General features: G+C 72.5%; 13 protein-coding genes. 11 read left to right on the top strand and 2 right to left on the bottom strand.

Features of this window, described 5'->3' with window-relative positions; all coding sequences use genetic code 11:
- Positions 1-91 precede the first annotated feature (91 nt).
- Positions 92-598, top strand: a complete 507-nt coding sequence (locus HQQ88_RS15530; RefSeq protein ID WP_131844897.1) for a RidA family protein — start codon at positions 92-94, stop codon at positions 596-598.
- A complete protein-coding gene (locus tag HQQ88_RS15525; protein ID WP_173170119.1) occupies positions 595-1,797 on the top strand; it encodes an MFS transporter in 1,203 nt (400 codons plus the stop codon). Before HQQ88_RS15530 ends, HQQ88_RS15525 begins: the two co-directional genes overlap by 4 nt.
- Here the strand turns inward: HQQ88_RS15525 and HQQ88_RS15520 are convergent.
- Both HQQ88_RS15520 and HQQ88_RS15515 read right to left on the bottom strand, forming a co-directional pair.
- On the bottom strand, positions 1,784-3,238 hold the full coding sequence (locus HQQ88_RS15520; protein ID WP_173170117.1) for an aldehyde dehydrogenase family protein: 1,455 nt from the start codon (positions 3,236-3,238) through the stop codon (positions 1,784-1,786). The genes HQQ88_RS15525 and HQQ88_RS15520 overlap by 14 nt on opposite strands.
- A 46-nt stretch (positions 3,239-3,284) precedes the next feature.
- Entirely contained in the window at positions 3,285-4,304 is a 1,020-nt protein-coding gene (locus HQQ88_RS15515) for a phosphotriesterase (protein WP_173170115.1), read from the bottom strand.
- Between the two features lie 224 nt (positions 4,305-4,528).
- Here HQQ88_RS15515 and HQQ88_RS15510 point away from each other — a divergent pair, with 224 nt between their 5' ends.
- The 9 genes from HQQ88_RS15510 to HQQ88_RS15470 are packed head-to-tail and all read left to right on the top strand — an operon-like array spanning position 4,529 to position 15,416.
- The gene (locus tag HQQ88_RS15510; RefSeq protein WP_173170113.1) at positions 4,529-6,157 is read left to right on the top strand and encodes an amino acid permease; all 1,629 of its coding nucleotides are present in this window, start codon (positions 4,529-4,531) and stop codon (positions 6,155-6,157) included.
- Between the two features lie 13 nt (positions 6,158-6,170).
- On the top strand, positions 6,171-7,010 hold the full coding sequence (locus HQQ88_RS15505) for an urea amidolyase associated protein UAAP1 (protein WP_173170111.1): 840 nt from the start codon (positions 6,171-6,173) through the stop codon (positions 7,008-7,010).
- Entirely contained in the window at positions 7,010-7,714 is a 705-nt protein-coding gene (locus HQQ88_RS15500) for an urea amidolyase associated protein UAAP2 (protein WP_131880947.1), read from the top strand. Before HQQ88_RS15505 ends, HQQ88_RS15500 begins: the two co-directional genes overlap by 1 nt.
- Positions 7,678-11,406 carry an urea carboxylase gene (gene uca, locus HQQ88_RS15495; RefSeq protein WP_216834937.1) on the top strand — a complete coding sequence of 1,243 codons (3,729 nt, stop codon included), beginning with the start codon at positions 7,678-7,680 and terminating at the stop codon, positions 11,404-11,406. Before HQQ88_RS15500 ends, uca begins: the two co-directional genes overlap by 37 nt.
- Entirely contained in the window at positions 11,403-13,115 is a 1,713-nt protein-coding gene (gene atzF, locus HQQ88_RS15490) for an allophanate hydrolase (protein WP_173170108.1), read from the top strand. The genes uca and atzF overlap by 4 nt, the downstream gene beginning before the upstream one ends.
- 23 nt (positions 13,116-13,138) lie before the next feature.
- Positions 13,139-13,831 carry a TetR/AcrR family transcriptional regulator gene (locus HQQ88_RS15485; RefSeq protein ID WP_131880941.1) on the top strand — a complete coding sequence of 231 codons (693 nt, stop codon included), beginning with the start codon at positions 13,139-13,141 and terminating at the stop codon, positions 13,829-13,831.
- Between the two features lie 45 nt (positions 13,832-13,876).
- Positions 13,877-14,485, top strand: coding sequence for a biotin transporter BioY (locus tag HQQ88_RS15480; protein WP_173170106.1), 609 nt, complete (start codon positions 13,877-13,879; stop codon positions 14,483-14,485).
- A gap of 56 nt (positions 14,486-14,541) precedes the next feature.
- Positions 14,542-14,955, top strand: coding sequence for a hypothetical protein (locus tag HQQ88_RS15475; RefSeq protein ID WP_173170105.1), 414 nt, complete (start codon positions 14,542-14,544; stop codon positions 14,953-14,955).
- A 41-nt stretch (positions 14,956-14,996) separates the two neighbouring features.
- Positions 14,997-15,416 carry a hypothetical protein gene (locus HQQ88_RS15470; protein ID WP_131844908.1) on the top strand — a complete coding sequence of 140 codons (420 nt, stop codon included), beginning with the start codon at positions 14,997-14,999 and terminating at the stop codon, positions 15,414-15,416.
- Positions 15,417-15,421 lie beyond the last annotated feature (5 nt).

Genomic DNA, 15,421 nt, shown 5'->3' with positions numbered 1-15,421 from the left:
CCTCCCTCGTGCGCGCCACCCCCGGACGCTGAATGGATCCCATCATAAACAGGTTGTATCCATTACCGCCACCGCCGGATACTGTTGAGCCATGGAGCACTCCGCTGAAGCCCGCGCGCAGGAACTCGGACTCGTCATCCCGGACTACGCGAACCCGCCCTACGGTGGCCGGTACGGCAGCTCGCTCCGCGCGTTCCACCGCACCGGGGACCTGCTGGAGCTGAGCGGCATGACCCCGGAATCACGGGACGGCACGATGCTGCACCCGGGGTCGGTCGGGGTCGACATCACCCTCGAGCAGGCTCGTGAAGCGGCCCGCTACACCGCGGTCAACGCCCTCGGCATGATCCGCTACGCCCTCGGCTCACTCGACGAGGTCACTGCACTGTCCCGCGGGCTGTGCTTCGTCCTCTGCCCGCCCGGGTTCGAGCAGCTCAACCAGGTGTCGAACGCGGCCAGCGACCTGCTGTTCGACGTCTTCGGACCGGACGTCGGTCGGATGGGCCGCGCGTCGATCGGTGCGACCGCCCTGTCGCGGAGCGCCTGCTTCGAGCTCTGGCTCAGCCTGGAGTGCCGCCCCCGCCGAGCCGGGGAGTGAGACCGCTCGCCGAGACCGGCACGCGGGGGACCGCGTTCTGGCTCCTCGTCGTGGCGTCGACCGCCGGCTACGTCGTCAACGGTGCGAGCACCCCGGTGGTGCCACGGGTGGCGACGGACCAGCTCGGCGCCGACCCCGCCGTCGGTGGGCTGCTCGTGTCGCTCGCGGGGTTCGTGGCGATCGGCGCGATGCCACTCGCCGGCATCCTGAGCGACCGGCTCGGTCCACGACGTGTCCTCCTCGGTGCCGGGTTGCTGGCGGCGGCCGGACTCGGCATCGTGCTCGTCGCGCTGAGCGTCCCGAGCCTCGCGGTCAGCCGGCTCGTCTTCGGCGCCGGCAACGCGGCCACCGCCACCGGCCTGACTGCCTGGGTCGTCGCCGAGGTCCCGGTGACCCAGCGGAGCCGCGCACTCGGCCTGTTCGGGCTCGCCGTCTGGATCGGTCTCGCCCTGGGGCCCGTGGTCGGCGAGAACCTGTACCAGTCGGCCGGACACCGCACCGTGTGGGTCGTCGCGATCGGCATCCAGCTCGCCGGGCTCGGAGTGGCACTGCTCACGCGGGGCGGATCGGCTCCGGTGCACCGCAGCCCGGCACGACCGGCCGGTGCGGGTGTCGCGGCGGTGCTGCGGGCCGTCGTACGACCGGGCGCCGCGGGACTCGTGGCCTGGGCGGCCGAGGGCTTCATGATCGCGTTCCTCATCCAGCACCTGGTCGGGCAGGGCGTCGGCGCGCAGGGACTGACCGGGGCCGCGAACGTCTTCACGGTCTTCGCAGCGAGCGTCGTCGGGGTGCGACTGCTCCTCGGCGGACTGCCGGACCGGATCGGGCCCGTCCGCACCGCACGAGGCGCCCTGGTCGTCCTCGCCGCAGGGCTGGTCGTCCTCGCGGTCGCACACGACTTCCCGACCGCGGTCGCCGGTGCCGTCCTGGTCGGTGCCGGGTACTCGCCGCTGTTCCCGACGCTCACGATCCTGAGCACCCGGACGCTCGACGACCGCACCCGGGCCACCGGCGTCGGCGTCTTCTCGGCCGTCACCAGCGCGGGCTACGCCGTCGGCTCACTCGTGGGCGGGGTCCTGGTGTCGGCGGTCGGTTCCGGGTGGGCGCTCGTCGTCCTCGCCGCCTTGCAGCTCGCCGCGGTGCCCGCACTCGGCATGCACGACGGCGGCGGCACCGGTCGCGACCTCAGAGCGCGATGACGACGCTCTTCGACTCGCAGAACGCGCGCAGGGCCTCTTCGCCGAGGTCGCGACCGAGGCCGGACTCGCCGACCCCGCCGAAGGACAGTGCCGGGTCGAACAGGTTGTAGGTGTTCACCCACACGGTGCCGGCGTGCAGCCGCTGGCCCATCCGGTGGGCGCGGGACAGGTCACGGGTCCAGACCCCGGCGGCGAGGCCGTACGTCTGGTCGTTCGCGATGGCGATCGCCTCGTCCTCGTCGTCGAAGGGGATGACGCCGACGACGGGCCCGAAGATCTCCTCGCGCGCGATGGTCATCGTGTTCGAGACGCCGGTGAAGAGCGTCGGTTCGACGTAGTAGCCCGGGCGCTCGGGCACGCCGCCGCCGACCGCGACAGTCGCCCCCTCGGCCTTGCCCTGCTCGATGTACCCGAGCACCTGCTGCCGCTGCTCCTCGGACACGAGCGGTCCGACGGTGATCCCGCCGTCGAGCCCGTCGCCGACGGGGACCTTGCGGACGGCGGCGACCAGGCGCTCGGTGACCTCGTCGAGGACCGACCGCTGCACGAGCAGGCGGCTGCCCGCGGTGCACATCTGGCCGGAGTGCCCGAACGACGCACGCATCGCGGTGAGCACGACGGCGTCGAGGTCGGCGTCCTCGAACACGATGTTCGGGCTCTTGCCGCCGAGCTCGAGGGTCAGGCGCTTGAAGTCCGCACTCGCGGCGGTCATCACCTTGCGGCCGACCTCGGTGCTGCCGGTGAACGAGACCTTGTCGACACCGGGGTGCGCGGTGAGCGCGGCACCGACCCGGCCGTCGCCGGTCAGGACGTTGACGACCCCGGCGGGCACACCGGCTTCCTCGCAGATCGCGGCGACCCGGAGCATCGTGAGCGGGGTCTGCTCGGCCGGCTTGACGACCACCGCGCAGCCCGCGGCGAGCGCCGGTGCGAGCTTGAACGCGCCGGTCATGATCGGGAAGTTCCAGGGCAGGATGAGCGCCGCGACGCCGACCGGTTCGAGGGTCGTGTACACGTGGTGCGCTCCGCCGTCGACGGGGACGACCGTGCCGGTCAGGCGCGAGGGAGCGCCGGCGTAGTAGCGGAACACCCGGGCCGAGGTCGCGGTGTCGGCGCGGGAGCGCTCGATCGGCTTGCCGTTGTCGCGGGTCTCGAGCACGGCGAGTTCTTCGAGCCGCTCCTCGATCAGGTCCGCGACCCGGTTCAGGATGCGGCTACGGTCGTGCGGGCTCATCCCGCTCCACCGGCGGTCCTCGTGTGCCCGGCGCGCGGCGGCCACGGCGGCGTCGACGTCGGCGGGACCGGCCTGCGGCACCCGGGTGAGCAGCACCTCGGTGGCGGGGTCGAGCACGTCGAGGAGTTCGGCGCCGTCGGGTGCGGTCCAGGTGCCGTCGACGAGGAACGGCTCGAGCGGGGCCAGGGGTGCGAGCGTGTCTCTCATGACGGTTCCTCCGTGGGACGTGGGTGCGGTGGGTCGGGGTGCTCGGTCAGGGGCGGTCGAGCAGTCGAGCGGGCTCGTCGACCGTGATCCGGGTGAGGACCTCGTCGGGCACGCCGAGTGCGCGGAGGCCGGGGACGACCCGGGCGGTCAGGTGGTCGAGGCCGTGTCCGCCGTACCGACGGAGCTGGCCCTTCGTCCAGGTGGCGTGGCCGAAGACCCAGCGGGTGTCGGGGGCGCTCTCGCGCAGGGCCAGGAAGGCGTCGAGCCGTTGCGGATCGCTGGCGTTGCGGATGCGACCGACGTGCGAGCCCTCGTTGCCGAAGCAGAGCTCGAGCACGGCTCCTGCCTGGCCGAGGTCGCGCAGGTAGGGCAGGTCGAGGAACTCGTCGACGGTCGAGAACACGACCCGGCTCGGGTCGACCCCCTCGGCCACGACGTGCGCGAGCACCTCGAGGCCGTTCCGGGCGTCGGCGGCCAGCCGGACGACGACGGCCGCGCCGGTGGTCGCCGCCGCTCGTGCAGCCGCCGTGAGGCTCCGGCGCTCCTCGAGTCCCTCGGTCGTGCCGAACGCGGTCGTCGTCCCCATCAGGCCGAGGATCCCCGCGCGGTACGTCGTCCCGGGGACCGCCTCGGTCAGGACCGTCTCGAACAGCTGCTGCCGCGCGTCCGTGTCCAGCTCGAGGTACCACTCCGGCAGCAGTCGTGGCAGGTAGGCCCCGTAGCCGGCGACGATCCCGACGCCGCTCGCCCGTGACAGCTCGGGCAGCCGGGCGTGGTCGGGGCCGAAGCCGAGGGAGCTCAGGTCGACGGCGAGCCCGAGGCCGCTGCTCCGCGCGGTGCGGAGTTCGTCGGCGAGCAGGTCGACGTCGTCGAGGCGCAGGTTGTCCGCGAGTGCGAGCTGGCTCCACCGCAGGGCGGCAGCCAGGTCCGCGGTGACCGCGAGGCTCGGTTCCAGCGCTTCGACACCGGGCCGCTGCAGGGCGCTCGCGTCGGTCAGCAGGTGCTCGTGCATCGACACCGCACCGATCCCGGACGACTCGACGGGGCCGAGGACGGTCTGGATCACGACGTGCCTTTCGCGGTGGCGGACTTGACGGATCCAATCTACATCGGTTTGGATCCCTCTTGTCCACACGTGTCGCCGAGCTCCTCACTCGACTCCGAATGTTTACACGCGGCCCCCTTCCGTCACGTGCCCGAAACAGCCGGGCAACGACGGCGACACGGGTCCGCACGACACTGGTCGCACTACCTGTCGCCCGACAGGTACTCCGCGAAAGGTCTGCAGCCATGCGCTCTCCAGAGTCACCGCTCCACGCACCGCGCGCCACGTCCAGCGTCGACCCCGTCGACACCCAGGGCTCCGCCCGACTCGGCTACGAGCAGGAACTCCACCGCGGGGTCGGCTCGTTCTCGTCGTTCGCGGCCGGGTTCTCGTTCGTCTCGATCCTGACCACCGTCTTCCAGCTGTTCGGCCTCGGGTTCGGACTCGGCGGTGCCGCCTTCTTCTGGGCCTGGCCGCTCGTCTTCGGCGGCCAGCTGCTCGTCGCGCTGAACTTCGCGCAGCTCGCCGCCCGGTGGCCGATCTCAGGCGCGATCTTCCAGTGGTCCAGTCGTCTGGCGGGCGCGCGCTTCGGGTGGTTCACCGGGTGGACGATGATCATCGGGCAGATCCTCACCGTGGCCGTCGCGGCCATCGCGGTGCAGGCCGTGCTCCCCGCGATCTGGAACGGGTTCCAGGTCGTCGGCGGCCCCGGAGCCGACCCCTCCCTCGCCTCGTCGACCGGTGCTGCGAACGCGGTGGTGCTCGGCATCGTGATGCTCGTCGTGACGACCCTGGTGAACATCACGAGCGTCCGGCTGATGGCGCGGGTCACGAGCTTCGGCGTGCTGATCGAGATCATCGGCGTCGTCGTGCTCATCGGCGCGCTCTTCCTGCTGCCGCACCGCAGCCCTGCGGTGGTGTTCACGACCGCCGGCTCGACGAGCACCGAACCGTACGTCTGGGCGTTCCTGGCATCGTCCCTGATGGCTGCCTACGTGATGGTCGGCTTCGACTCCGCCGGTGAGCTCGCCGAGGAGACGCACAACCCCCGCCGGACCACCCCGAAGACCATCGTCCGCGCGCTCACCGTCTCCGGCCTCGGCGGTGGGCTGCTCATCATCGGCGCCCTGGTCGCCGCCCCGAGCCTGACCGACGGCAAGCTGGCGACGCAGGGACTCGCCTGGGTGATCACCTCGACGCTCGGCGACGTCTTCGGCCGGCTGCTGCTCTGCACCGTCGCGGTCGCCGTGTTCGCCTGCACCCTCGCCGTGCAGACCGCCGGTGCGCGCATGGTCTACTCGATGGCCCGCGAGAAGGCCCTGCCCTTCCACCGCACGCTCGCTCGGGTCTCACCCCGGACCGGGACACCGATCGCCGCGTCGATCGTCGTCGGTGTCGGTGCCGGCCTCGCACTCGCCGTGAACATCGGTCAGTCCGCGATCTTCACCGCCCTGTCCAGCCTGTGCATCGCGATGCTCTACCTGGCCTACCTCGGCGTCACCGGCCCCCTGCTGGTCCAACGCATCCGGCTCCGACGGTCCGGCTTCCCCGCCGGCGTGGACGAGGACGGCAAGCCGCTGTTCACACTCGGCCGGTGGGGCATCCCGCTCAACGCCCTCGCCGTCGCCTTCCAGGTCGGCATGGCGGTCAACCTCATCTGGCCGCGCCCGGAGATCTACGACCTGACCGGGAACTCGTGGTGGCTGCAGTACAGCGCACTGCTGTTCATCGGCGCCGTCCTGCTCGTGGGTTGGGTGTGGTCGGCCCGGCGGCACCGTGCCCACGGACCGATCACCCTCGCCGAGGTCCCGTCCACCTCCTCGGTCCCCGCCGTCCAGGCACCCGCCTCCGCGACCGCGACCGTCGAAGCCTGACCGAAGGAACCCCATGCGCGACCTCCACCAGACCGACAGCGTGCTCGCCTCGCGTTCCGATGCGCGCGCCCAGGCCGGGACGCAGTCCGAGTACATGCCGTACCTGCCGGCCTCGACGTCCCCGTTCGCCCCCGACGGCGTCGACCCCGCGCAGCTGGTGTGGGCCGAGACCGTCGCACCGGGCGGGTACACGCACAAGGTCCTGGCCAGGGGCTCGCGGCTGCGGTTCGACGACCCGACGGGGCAGGCCTGCGCCAACCTCCTGGTGTTCAACGCGCTCGAACCGTGGGAGCGGTTGAACGTCGCCGACACGCAGAAGATCCCGTGGCAGGCCTACCTCGGTGTCGGCACGCCGCTGCTCAGCGGGGACGGCCGTGCCCTGGCGACGGTGGTCGAGGACACCTCGGGGCACCACGACGCCTTCTGCGGCACGTCGACCGACGCCTGGAACGAGCGGAAGTACGGCGGTGCGGCACCCGAGGGGCCCAGCCCGAGCGGCCGGTCGCTCCTCGTGAAGGCCGCCGCCAAGCACGGGCTGACGAGGCGTGACCTGCCGCCGAGCGTCTCGTTCTTCCAGGGTGTCCGGATCGACGACGAGGGGGCGATGACCTTCACGGGGTCGGCCGGAGCCGGGCACCACGTCACCCTCGTCGCCGAGCTGCCGCTGCTCGTGCTCGTCGCGAACGTCGCGCACCCGATCGACCCCCGGCCGGAGTACGCCGTCGGCCCGCTCCGGGTGCACGCCTGGCGTGGGGCACCGACGACCGACGCGGACGAGCGGTTCACGGCGACGCCGGAACTCACCCGCGCCTACCTGAACGCCATCGACTACGCGGAAGCACGAGGCCTCTGATGCCCGACACGACGACGCACACCCGCACCTCCACCGTCCCGGTCGGCGCCGTCCACGCCCCCGACGTCGCCCTGGACTGGAGCGAGTCCCTCGTGCCCGGCGACGTCGTCCGCGACGACCGGGTCGAGCCGCTCGCGCCCTGGTCCGCCGTCGTCCGCGCCGGCGAGGTGCTCACGATCGTCGACGTCGGCGGCAACCAGAGCGCCGACTGCCTGGTCTACGACGCGCACGACCCCGACGAGCGCTACAGCGTCCCGGACACCCTCGCGGCCCAGGGGAACGCCTACGTCCGCACCGGCACCGTGCTGATGTCGAACGAGGGGCACCCGCTCATGACGGTCGTCGCCAACGAGATCGACCGGCAGGACACCATCGGCGGCGCGTGCTCGAAGGAGTCCAACACCCTGCGGTACGGCCACCACACCCAGTACCAGCACGGCTGCCGCGAGAACTTCCTGGCCGAGGCCGGTCGGCACGGCCTCGGCGCCCGCGACATCGTCTCGAACCTCAACTGGTTCATGAACGTCCCGGTCGAGGCCGACGGCGCCCTCGGGATCGTCGACGGCATGAGCGCACCGGGCAAGCGTGTCGCCGTCCGGGCCGAACGCGACGTGCTCGTCATCGTGTCGAACTGCCCCCAGATGAACAACCCGTGCAACGACTTCTCATGCACCCCGCTGCGCATGATCGTGGTCCAGCCGTGATCGCCGCACCCGACACGGAGGACACCGTGCCCCAGCCACCCGCGCTCTCCACCGACACCGTCCTCGTCGCCAACCGCGGCGAGATCGCCCGCCGGGTGATCCGCTCTGCCAAGGCCCTCGGCATGCGCACCGTCGCCGTCTACTCCGACGCCGACCGCGCCGCGCCGCACGTCCGCGAAGCCGACGTCGCCGTCCGCCTCGGCCCGGCGCCCGCCCGCGACTCCTACCTGCGCATCGACGCCGTGGTGCAGGCAGCGAAGGACACCGGCGCCGGCTTGGTCCACCCCGGCTACGGGTTCCTGTCGGAGAACACGGACTTCGCCCGCGCCTGCGAGGACGCCGGCATCCGGTTCGTCGGGCCGACCGCCGACCAGATCGTCCGCTTCGGCGCGAAGCACACCGCTCGCGAGCTCGCCGCCGCAGCCGGGGTCCCGATGCTCGCCGGCACCGGCCTGCTCGAGAGCGTCGACGACGCCGTGGCCGAGGCCGAGCGCATCGGCCTGCCGGTGATGCTCAAGGCCACCGGTGGCGGCGGCGGCATCGGCATGCAGGCGTGCGCGACCCTCGACGAGGTCCGCGAGGCCTACACGAGCGTCACCCGCACGGCCACCGCGGCCTTCGGGTCCGCCGGCATCTTCCTCGAACGCCTGGTGCGACCGGCCCGGCACGTCGAGGTCCAGCTCTTCGGCGACGGCCAGGGGCGCGTCGCGGTGATCGGCGACCGGGACTGCTCGTTGCAGCGTCGGAACCAGAAGGTCATCGAGGAGGCCCCGGCGCCCGCGCTGCCCGAGCACGTCCGCAGCGAGCTGCACGAGTCCGCCCGTCGCCTGGCCGCGAGCGTCGGGTACCGCAGCGCCGGCACCGTCGAGTTCGTCTACGACCCGGTGCGCGAAGAGGCGTCGTTCCTCGAGGTGAACACCCGCCTGCAGGTCGAGCACCCGGTGACGGAAGAGGTCTTCGGAGTCGACCTCGTCGACCTCATGCTCCGCCTGGCCCGTGACGGCGCCGACGGCATCGGCGACGACGTCTTCGACCGCACCTGGACCCCGAACGGCCACGCCGTCGAGGCCCGTGTCTACGCCGAGGACCCGGCGAAGGGTTCGTTGCCCTCCAGCGGCCTCGTCACCCAGGCGGTGTTCCCGAGCGCGACCACCGAGTCCGGCGACCCGAGCGGACTCCGCGTCGACGGCTGGGTCGAGACCGGCTCCGAGGTCTCGGCGTTCTACGATCCGATGCTCGCCAAGGTCATCGCCACCGGCGAGACCCGCGACGACGCCCTCGACCGGCTGCGCGACGGCCTCGCCGCCACGCGGATCGACGGCATCGTGACGAACACCGGGCTGCTCCGTGCACTGACCGACGACCTCGAGCTCCGCACCGCCACGCACTCCACCTCGACGCTCGACGAGACCGACGACCCGGACCCGCGCATCGACGTCATCGCACCGGGCACCATGACGATGATCCAGGACCTGCCCGGCCGGGTCGGGTACTGGCAGGTGGGCGTCCCGCCGAGCGGCCCGTTCGACGCCGCGTCGTTCGCCGAGGCGAACCGCGCCGTGGGCAACCCCGACGGCGCTCCCGCGCTCGAGATCACGGCGACGGGTCCGACGCTGCGCTTCTCGACCGCCGCCGTCGTCGCGCTCACCGGCGCACCGGCGCCCGCGACCCTCGACGGCGATCCCGTCGCGCTCTGGGAGCCGATCGACGTCGGCGCCGGACAGACCCTGGCGGTCGGGACGGCGCCCGGGCCCGGTCTGCGCACGTACCTGGCCGTCCGCGGTGGCTTCGACGTCCCCACCTACCTCGGCTCCACCGCCACGTTCACGCTCGGCGGCTTCGGCGGCCATGCCGGTCGCGCGCTGCTCGCCGGCGACGTCCTGCGGCCGGGCTCCCCGGACTCCGACGCGGCGCACCCCGCCTTCCCCGGGGGCGCCCGCCTGGGCCTGGTCGGCGGTCCGACCCCGGCCGAGCACCGCACGGCGCTCACCGACGCGTGGGAGATCGCCGTGACCGAGGGGCCGCACGCCGCCCCGGACTTCTTCACCCGCGCGGACCTGGACGTCTTCTACGCCACCGACTACGGCGTGCACCACAACTCGGCGCGCACCGGCATCCGGCTCATCGGGCCCCGACCCGAGTGGGCGCGGACGGACGGAGGCGAGGCCGGTCTGCACCCCTCGAACATCCACGACACCCCGTACGCGGTCGGTGCGATCGACTTCACCGGCGACACCCCGATCATCCTGGGTCCGGACGGGCCCTCGCTCGGCGGCTTCGTCTGCCCCGCCGTGGTCGCCAGCGGCGACCTGTGGAAGCTGGGCCAACTCCGACCAGGTGACACGGTCCGGTTCGTCCCCGTCCGCGAAGCCGACGCCGCCGCGCTCGAGGCGAACCGGGCCTCCCGGACCGTCCCCCGCACCGGGGGCGACGGCGACGACGGCGTGATCACCCGCCTGGAGGCGACCGACGTCCGTCCGAGCGTCGCCTACCGACGCGACGGCGACGACAACGTGCTCGTCGAGTACGGCGACATGACGCTCGACATCGCGCTGCGCATGCGCGTGCACGCGCTCATGACGAAGCTGCAGCAGGAGGCGCCGAAGGGCGTCCTCGACATCACCCCGGGCATCCGCTCGCTGCAGGTGCACACCGACGCGTCGGTCCTGAAGGCCCGTGACGTGGCCGGGCTCCTCCGCGAACTCGAGGACGAGATCCCGCCCACCGACCAGCTCGTCGTGCCGTCGCGCACCGTCAAGCTCCCGTTGTCGTGGGACGACCCCGCCACACGCCTCGCCATCGAGCGCTACATGAACGGCGTGCGGAACGACGCTCCGTGGACCCCCTGGAACATCGAGTTCATCCGGCGCATCAACGGTCTGGAGAGCGTCGACGACGTCTTCCGCACCGTCTTCGACGCGAGCTACCTCGTGCTCGGCCTGGGCGACGTCTACCTCGGCGCCCCGGTCGCCACACCGCTCGACCCCCGGCACCGTCTCGTGACGACGAAGTACAACCCGGCCCGCACCTGGACCGCCGAGAACTCCGTCGGGATCGGCGGTGCGTACCTCTGCATCTACGGCATGGAGGGGCCGGGCGGCTACCAGTTCGTCGGGCGCACCGTGCAGATCTGGAACCGGTTCCGCCGCGGCGGGCTGTTCCAGGAGGACCCGTGGGCGCTGCGCTTCTTCGATCGCATCGAGTGGTACCCGGTCGGTGCCGACGAGCTGCTCGAGCTGCGGGCCGAGACCGACGCCGGACGGGGCTCGTTCGAGACCGTCGACGGCGAGTTCTCGATCGCCTCGTACAACCGCTTCCTCGAGGCGAACGCGGGCTCGATCGCGGACTTCCGGGCACAGCAGGCGCGGGCGTTCGGCGAGGAGAAGGAGCGCTGGCGCGCGTCCGGCGAGTTCGACGTGCGCGACGAACCGGCCGCCGTCGAGGCGGACGAGGTCGTCCTGCCCGCCGGGGCGACGGCCGTGACCGCGCCCTTCACCTCGACGGTGTGGCAGGTGGACGTGCGACCGGGCGACCGGGTGGACGAGGGACAGAAGTTGTTGGCAGTGGAGGCGATGAAGATGGAGTCGATGGTGCACGCACCGGTGGAAGGCCACGTGTTGGAGGTCTACATCAAGCCGGGCGACCAGGTCGCACCGGGGCAGGTCCTGGCCGCGATCGGAGCGGCGGCGTGAGCGCGGCGAGCGCCGCTGCGGACCGCGTCCGCGACGCGTTCGACCGCATCGACGCCGTCGACCGGCCCGAGGTCTGGATCACCCTGCGCGACCGCGCCGCGGTCCTGCAGGAGGTCGAGGCCGTCGACCCGACGCTCCCCCTCGCCGGCCTCCTGTTCGCCGTCAAGGACAACATCGACGTCGCCGGCCTGCCCACGACGGCAGCCGCCCGCTCCTACGCGTACGAACCCGCCGCCGACGCGACCGCCGTCGCCCGCCTGCGCACCGCCGGCGCGGTCGTCGTCGGCAAGACGAACCTCGACCAGTTCGCCACCGGCCTGGTCGGCACCCGGTCGCCCTTCGGCGCGGTCCGGAACGCGTGGGACCCGACCCGTATCTCCGGTGGGTCGTCGAGCGGTTCCGCCACCGCTGTCGCGCTCGGCATCGTCGACTTCGCACTCGGCACGGACACCGCGGGCTCCGGCCGCGTGCCGGCGGCGCTCGGCAACCTGGTCGGTGTGAAGCCGACCAAGGGCCTGGTGCCGAACACCGGTGTCGTGCCGGCCTGCCGCTCGCAGGACTGCGTCACGGTCTTCGCCCGATCGCTCGACCTCGCCCGCACGACGGCGGAGCTGATGGCCGGGCCGGACGACACCGACCCGCTCGCCCGCATCGACGTCGCCCTCGCCGACGTGCCCGCCGTCCCGCGGATCGCGATCCCGCTGCCCTCGCAGCTCGAGGGCCTCGCGCCGGGCTGGGCGGAGGCCTTCGCCGCCGCCGTCGAGCGCTTCCGCGCACTCGGCCACCAGGTGGTCGAGGTCGACATCGCGCCCCTGCTCGACGCAGCGTCGCTGCTCTACGACGGCGCGTTCGTCGCCGAGCGGTACGCCGCCGTCGGCGCGCACGTCGAGGCGCACCGCGACCTGGTCGGCGACGACCTGGACCCGTCGGTCGCCACGATCGTCCTGGGTGGCGCCCGACCCACGGCAGCGGACCTCTTCGCCGACCAAGAACGCCTCGACGTGCTCGGCGCCGCGGGACGCGCCGCCCTCGCCGGCACCACAGCGCTCCTCACCCCCACCACGACGTGGCACCCCACCCTCGAGCAGGTCGCGGCTGACCCGATCGGCGCGAACAGCCGGATGGGTCGGTACACGAACTTCGCCAACCTGCTCGACATGGCCTCGCTCGCCGTCCCTGCCGGGTTCGTCGACGGCCTGCCGTTCGGGGTCATGCTGACCGGTCCCGCGTTCACCGACCGACGGCTCGCGGCGCTCGGCGCCGCGTTCCTCGCGCCCACCGTCGACCTGCTGGTCGTCGGAGCGCACCTCCGTGACCAGCCGCTGAACGGCCAGCTGGTCGCGTCCGGCGGATCGTTCGTCCGGGAGGCCCGCACCGCGTCCGACTACCGGCTGTACGCCCTCGACACGGTGCCGCCAAAGCCCGGGCTGGTCCGGGTGGGGCCGGTCGCGTCCGGCGCTGACGCGCCCGAGTCGGGGTCGGCTTCGGGGTCGGGCTCGGGCTCGGGCATCGCCGGTGAGGTCTGGCGGCTGCCCGCCGCCGGGTTCGGCACCTTCGTGGCGTCCCTGCCCGAGCCGATGGCCATCGGCACCGTGGCACTCGAGGACGGCACCGACGTCACCGGGTTCTTGGTCGAACCCTTCGCCGTCGAGGGCGCACTCGACATCACGGCGTTCGGCGGCTGGCGGGCCTACCGCGAGCAGGCATGACGCCGCGCTGGGAGGATGACTCCATGTCCTCCGACGACCGACCGGCCAGGCCCGGTCGCCCGAGGGCCGTCCCGAACGCCGACTCGGCGCTCAGTCCCCGCGACCAGATCCTCGACGCCGCCGCCGCCCTGTTCGTCGAGAACGGCATCAGCGCGACCTCGACCCGAGCCATCGCGGAGCGGGTCGGCATCCGCCAGGCCTCGCTGTACTACCACTTCGCCGGCAAGGACGACATGCTCGTCGAGCTCCTGACGACCTCGGTCCGGCCGAGTCTCGAGCTCGTCCGCGAGCTCGAACAGCGGGTCCCGGCGTCCGCCACCGCCGCCGGTGCCCTGGCCGCGCTCGTCCTGATCGACGTGGAGACCCTCGCCCGCACCCCGCACAACATCGGCACGCTCTACCTGCTGCCCGAGGTGCAGGGCGAGCGCTACGACGGGTTCCGGGCCGAGCGGGTCGAGCTGCGAGACGCCTACGGGCGCCTCGGGTCGCTCGCCGCCGCCGCCGACGTCGATGCCTCGATTGATCCCGCCCGGCTCGGCGGGATCCTCATCCAGCTCGCCGAGACCGTCATCCAGCTCCGCCGCGTCGGAGGTGTCGAGGAGGCCGACCGCGACGCCATCGTCGCGACCTGCCTGCGGGCGTGCGGGCTCGACACCACTGCCGTGGCGGATGCCCGCCGCGAGGCCGGGTCACTGCTCGCCGCCGTCACCGTCTGACCAGCTCTTCCGTTCGTCTCCGTCGCCCCATCTGGAGGTTCTGCCATGACCGCGCTCTCCCCCGCCGCACACCGTCCACTCGCCGACGCCCTGCTCCCCCGCACCGCGGTCGTGAGCACCGCGCTCGTCCTGGGTGGTGCGCTGCTCACCGCCGGCGCCGCACAGGTGTCCGTCCCGCTCTGGCCCGTCCCGATCACCGGGCAGACGCTCGCCGTCCTGCTGGTCGGCAGTGCCCTCGGTGCGCGCCGCGGTGCCCTGTCGATGCTCGTCTACGCACTGCTCGGAGTCGTCGGGCTGCCGGTCTTCGCGGGTGGCTCGGCCGGGGTCGGCGTGCTCGTCAGTCCCTCCGGCGGGTACATCGTCGGCTTCGTCGCCGCCGCTGCCCTCGTCGGGTGGATCGCCGAACGCTTCGGCGACCGCCCCCTGCGCAACTCCGTGCTGTCCTTCGCGCTCGGCACCGTCGTGACCTTCGCGGCCGGCATGGTCTGGCTCGCGGTGTCGCTCGGGCTGGACCTGCAGCAGACGCTCGCTTTCGGGCTGTACCCGTTCGTCCTCGGCGGTGCGGTGAAGGCGCTGCTCGGTGCCGGTGCCATCTCGCTTGGGTGGACGGCGGCGGTTCGGCGACGCGTGGCTGCGCGGGACGCAGGCCGCTGAGGCGCATTCGGCGGGCCATCGTGTTAAGTTGTGCACAACATGATTGCACTCAACCGATGATCCGGTCCGCCGGCATGCTCCTCGCCCTGCACGGAGCAGGCACGTCGATGACGCGTCCCCTGCCGGTCCGGGCGCACCGGATGCAGGAACGCGGTTTCGTGCCCGGCCTCCCGCACGCAGTGCTGGTGCCCTTGCTCGAGATCGCAGCCGGCGCAACCCTCGCACGAAGCCGACGACGGTCGACCACAGCTGCTGCTGCCGCTGCCGCTGCGACGGCGCTCGGAGCGGTGCGCACCGGCATCGACCTCGAGGACCGCACCGTCACCGTGGGGACCGTCGCCGCCGCAGCGCTGGCCGTCTCCGGCGCGACGGCAGTGGCCCGCGCGCATCGCGTCGGTCTCCTCGTGGGGACCGGTGCACTGGTCGTGTTCGAACTCACCCGCCGGCGTCGCGTCCGCAGCGTCGGTTGACGCACCGCTCCGCCATCCCCTGTGAAAGGCACGTGCCCCTGATGACCTCCCGCCGCCGCACTTCCCGCTCGACCAAGCCCCGCACCGTCGTCCGCATCCTGCTGGGTGCCGCCATGACCTGGGCCGGCATCAGCCACCTCACCGTCGCACGTCAGGAATTCCGGGCCCAGGTGCCGGAGTTCGTCCCGCTGGACCCGGACGTCACGGTCCTGGCATCGGGCATCGCCGAGATCTCCCTCGGCGCCGCCCTCGTGCTGCTGGTCCGTCGGCAGGCCACCGTCGGGTGGGTCGCAGCGGTGTTCTTCACCGCGATCTTCCCGGGCAACATCGCCCAGTGGATGCACCACCGTGACGGCTTCGGCCTGGACACCGACACCAAGCGGTTCGTCCGGCTCCTGTTCCAGCCCGTGCTGATCGCTGTCGCGCTCTGGGCGACGAACGCGCTCCGCAAGCGGCGCTGAACCCG

The sequence above is a fragment of the Curtobacterium sp. VKM Ac-2861 genome (genome assembly GCF_013204965.1).
Lineage (GTDB): Bacteria > Actinomycetota > Actinomycetes > Actinomycetales > Microbacteriaceae > Curtobacterium.
The sequence above is the reverse complement of the archived record's forward strand: the minus strand, read 5'-3'. Positions and strand labels throughout refer to the sequence as shown.

Coding starts and splice junctions, on each gene's coding strand:
- HQQ88_RS15530 (WP_131844897.1), top strand. CDS start 92: ATGGAGCACTCCGCTGAAGCCCGCGCGCAGGAACTCGGACTCGTCATC.
- HQQ88_RS15520 (WP_173170117.1), bottom strand. CDS start 3,238: ATGAGAGACACGCTCGCACCCCTGGCCCCGCTCGAGCCGTTCCTCGTC.
- HQQ88_RS15510 (WP_173170113.1), top strand. CDS start 4,529: ATGCGCTCTCCAGAGTCACCGCTCCACGCACCGCGCGCCACGTCCAGC.
- HQQ88_RS15505 (WP_173170111.1), top strand. CDS start 6,171: ATGCGCGACCTCCACCAGACCGACAGCGTGCTCGCCTCGCGTTCCGAT.
- HQQ88_RS15500 (WP_131880947.1), top strand. CDS start 7,010: ATGCCCGACACGACGACGCACACCCGCACCTCCACCGTCCCGGTCGGC.
- uca (WP_216834937.1), top strand. CDS start 7,678: ATGCACCCCGCTGCGCATGATCGTGGTCCAGCCGTGATCGCCGCACCC.
- HQQ88_RS15485 (WP_131880941.1), top strand. CDS start 13,139: ATGTCCTCCGACGACCGACCGGCCAGGCCCGGTCGCCCGAGGGCCGTC.
- HQQ88_RS15480 (WP_173170106.1), top strand. CDS start 13,877: ATGACCGCGCTCTCCCCCGCCGCACACCGTCCACTCGCCGACGCCCTG.
- HQQ88_RS15475 (WP_173170105.1), top strand. CDS start 14,542: ATGATCCGGTCCGCCGGCATGCTCCTCGCCCTGCACGGAGCAGGCACG.
- HQQ88_RS15470 (WP_131844908.1), top strand. CDS start 14,997: ATGACCTCCCGCCGCCGCACTTCCCGCTCGACCAAGCCCCGCACCGTC.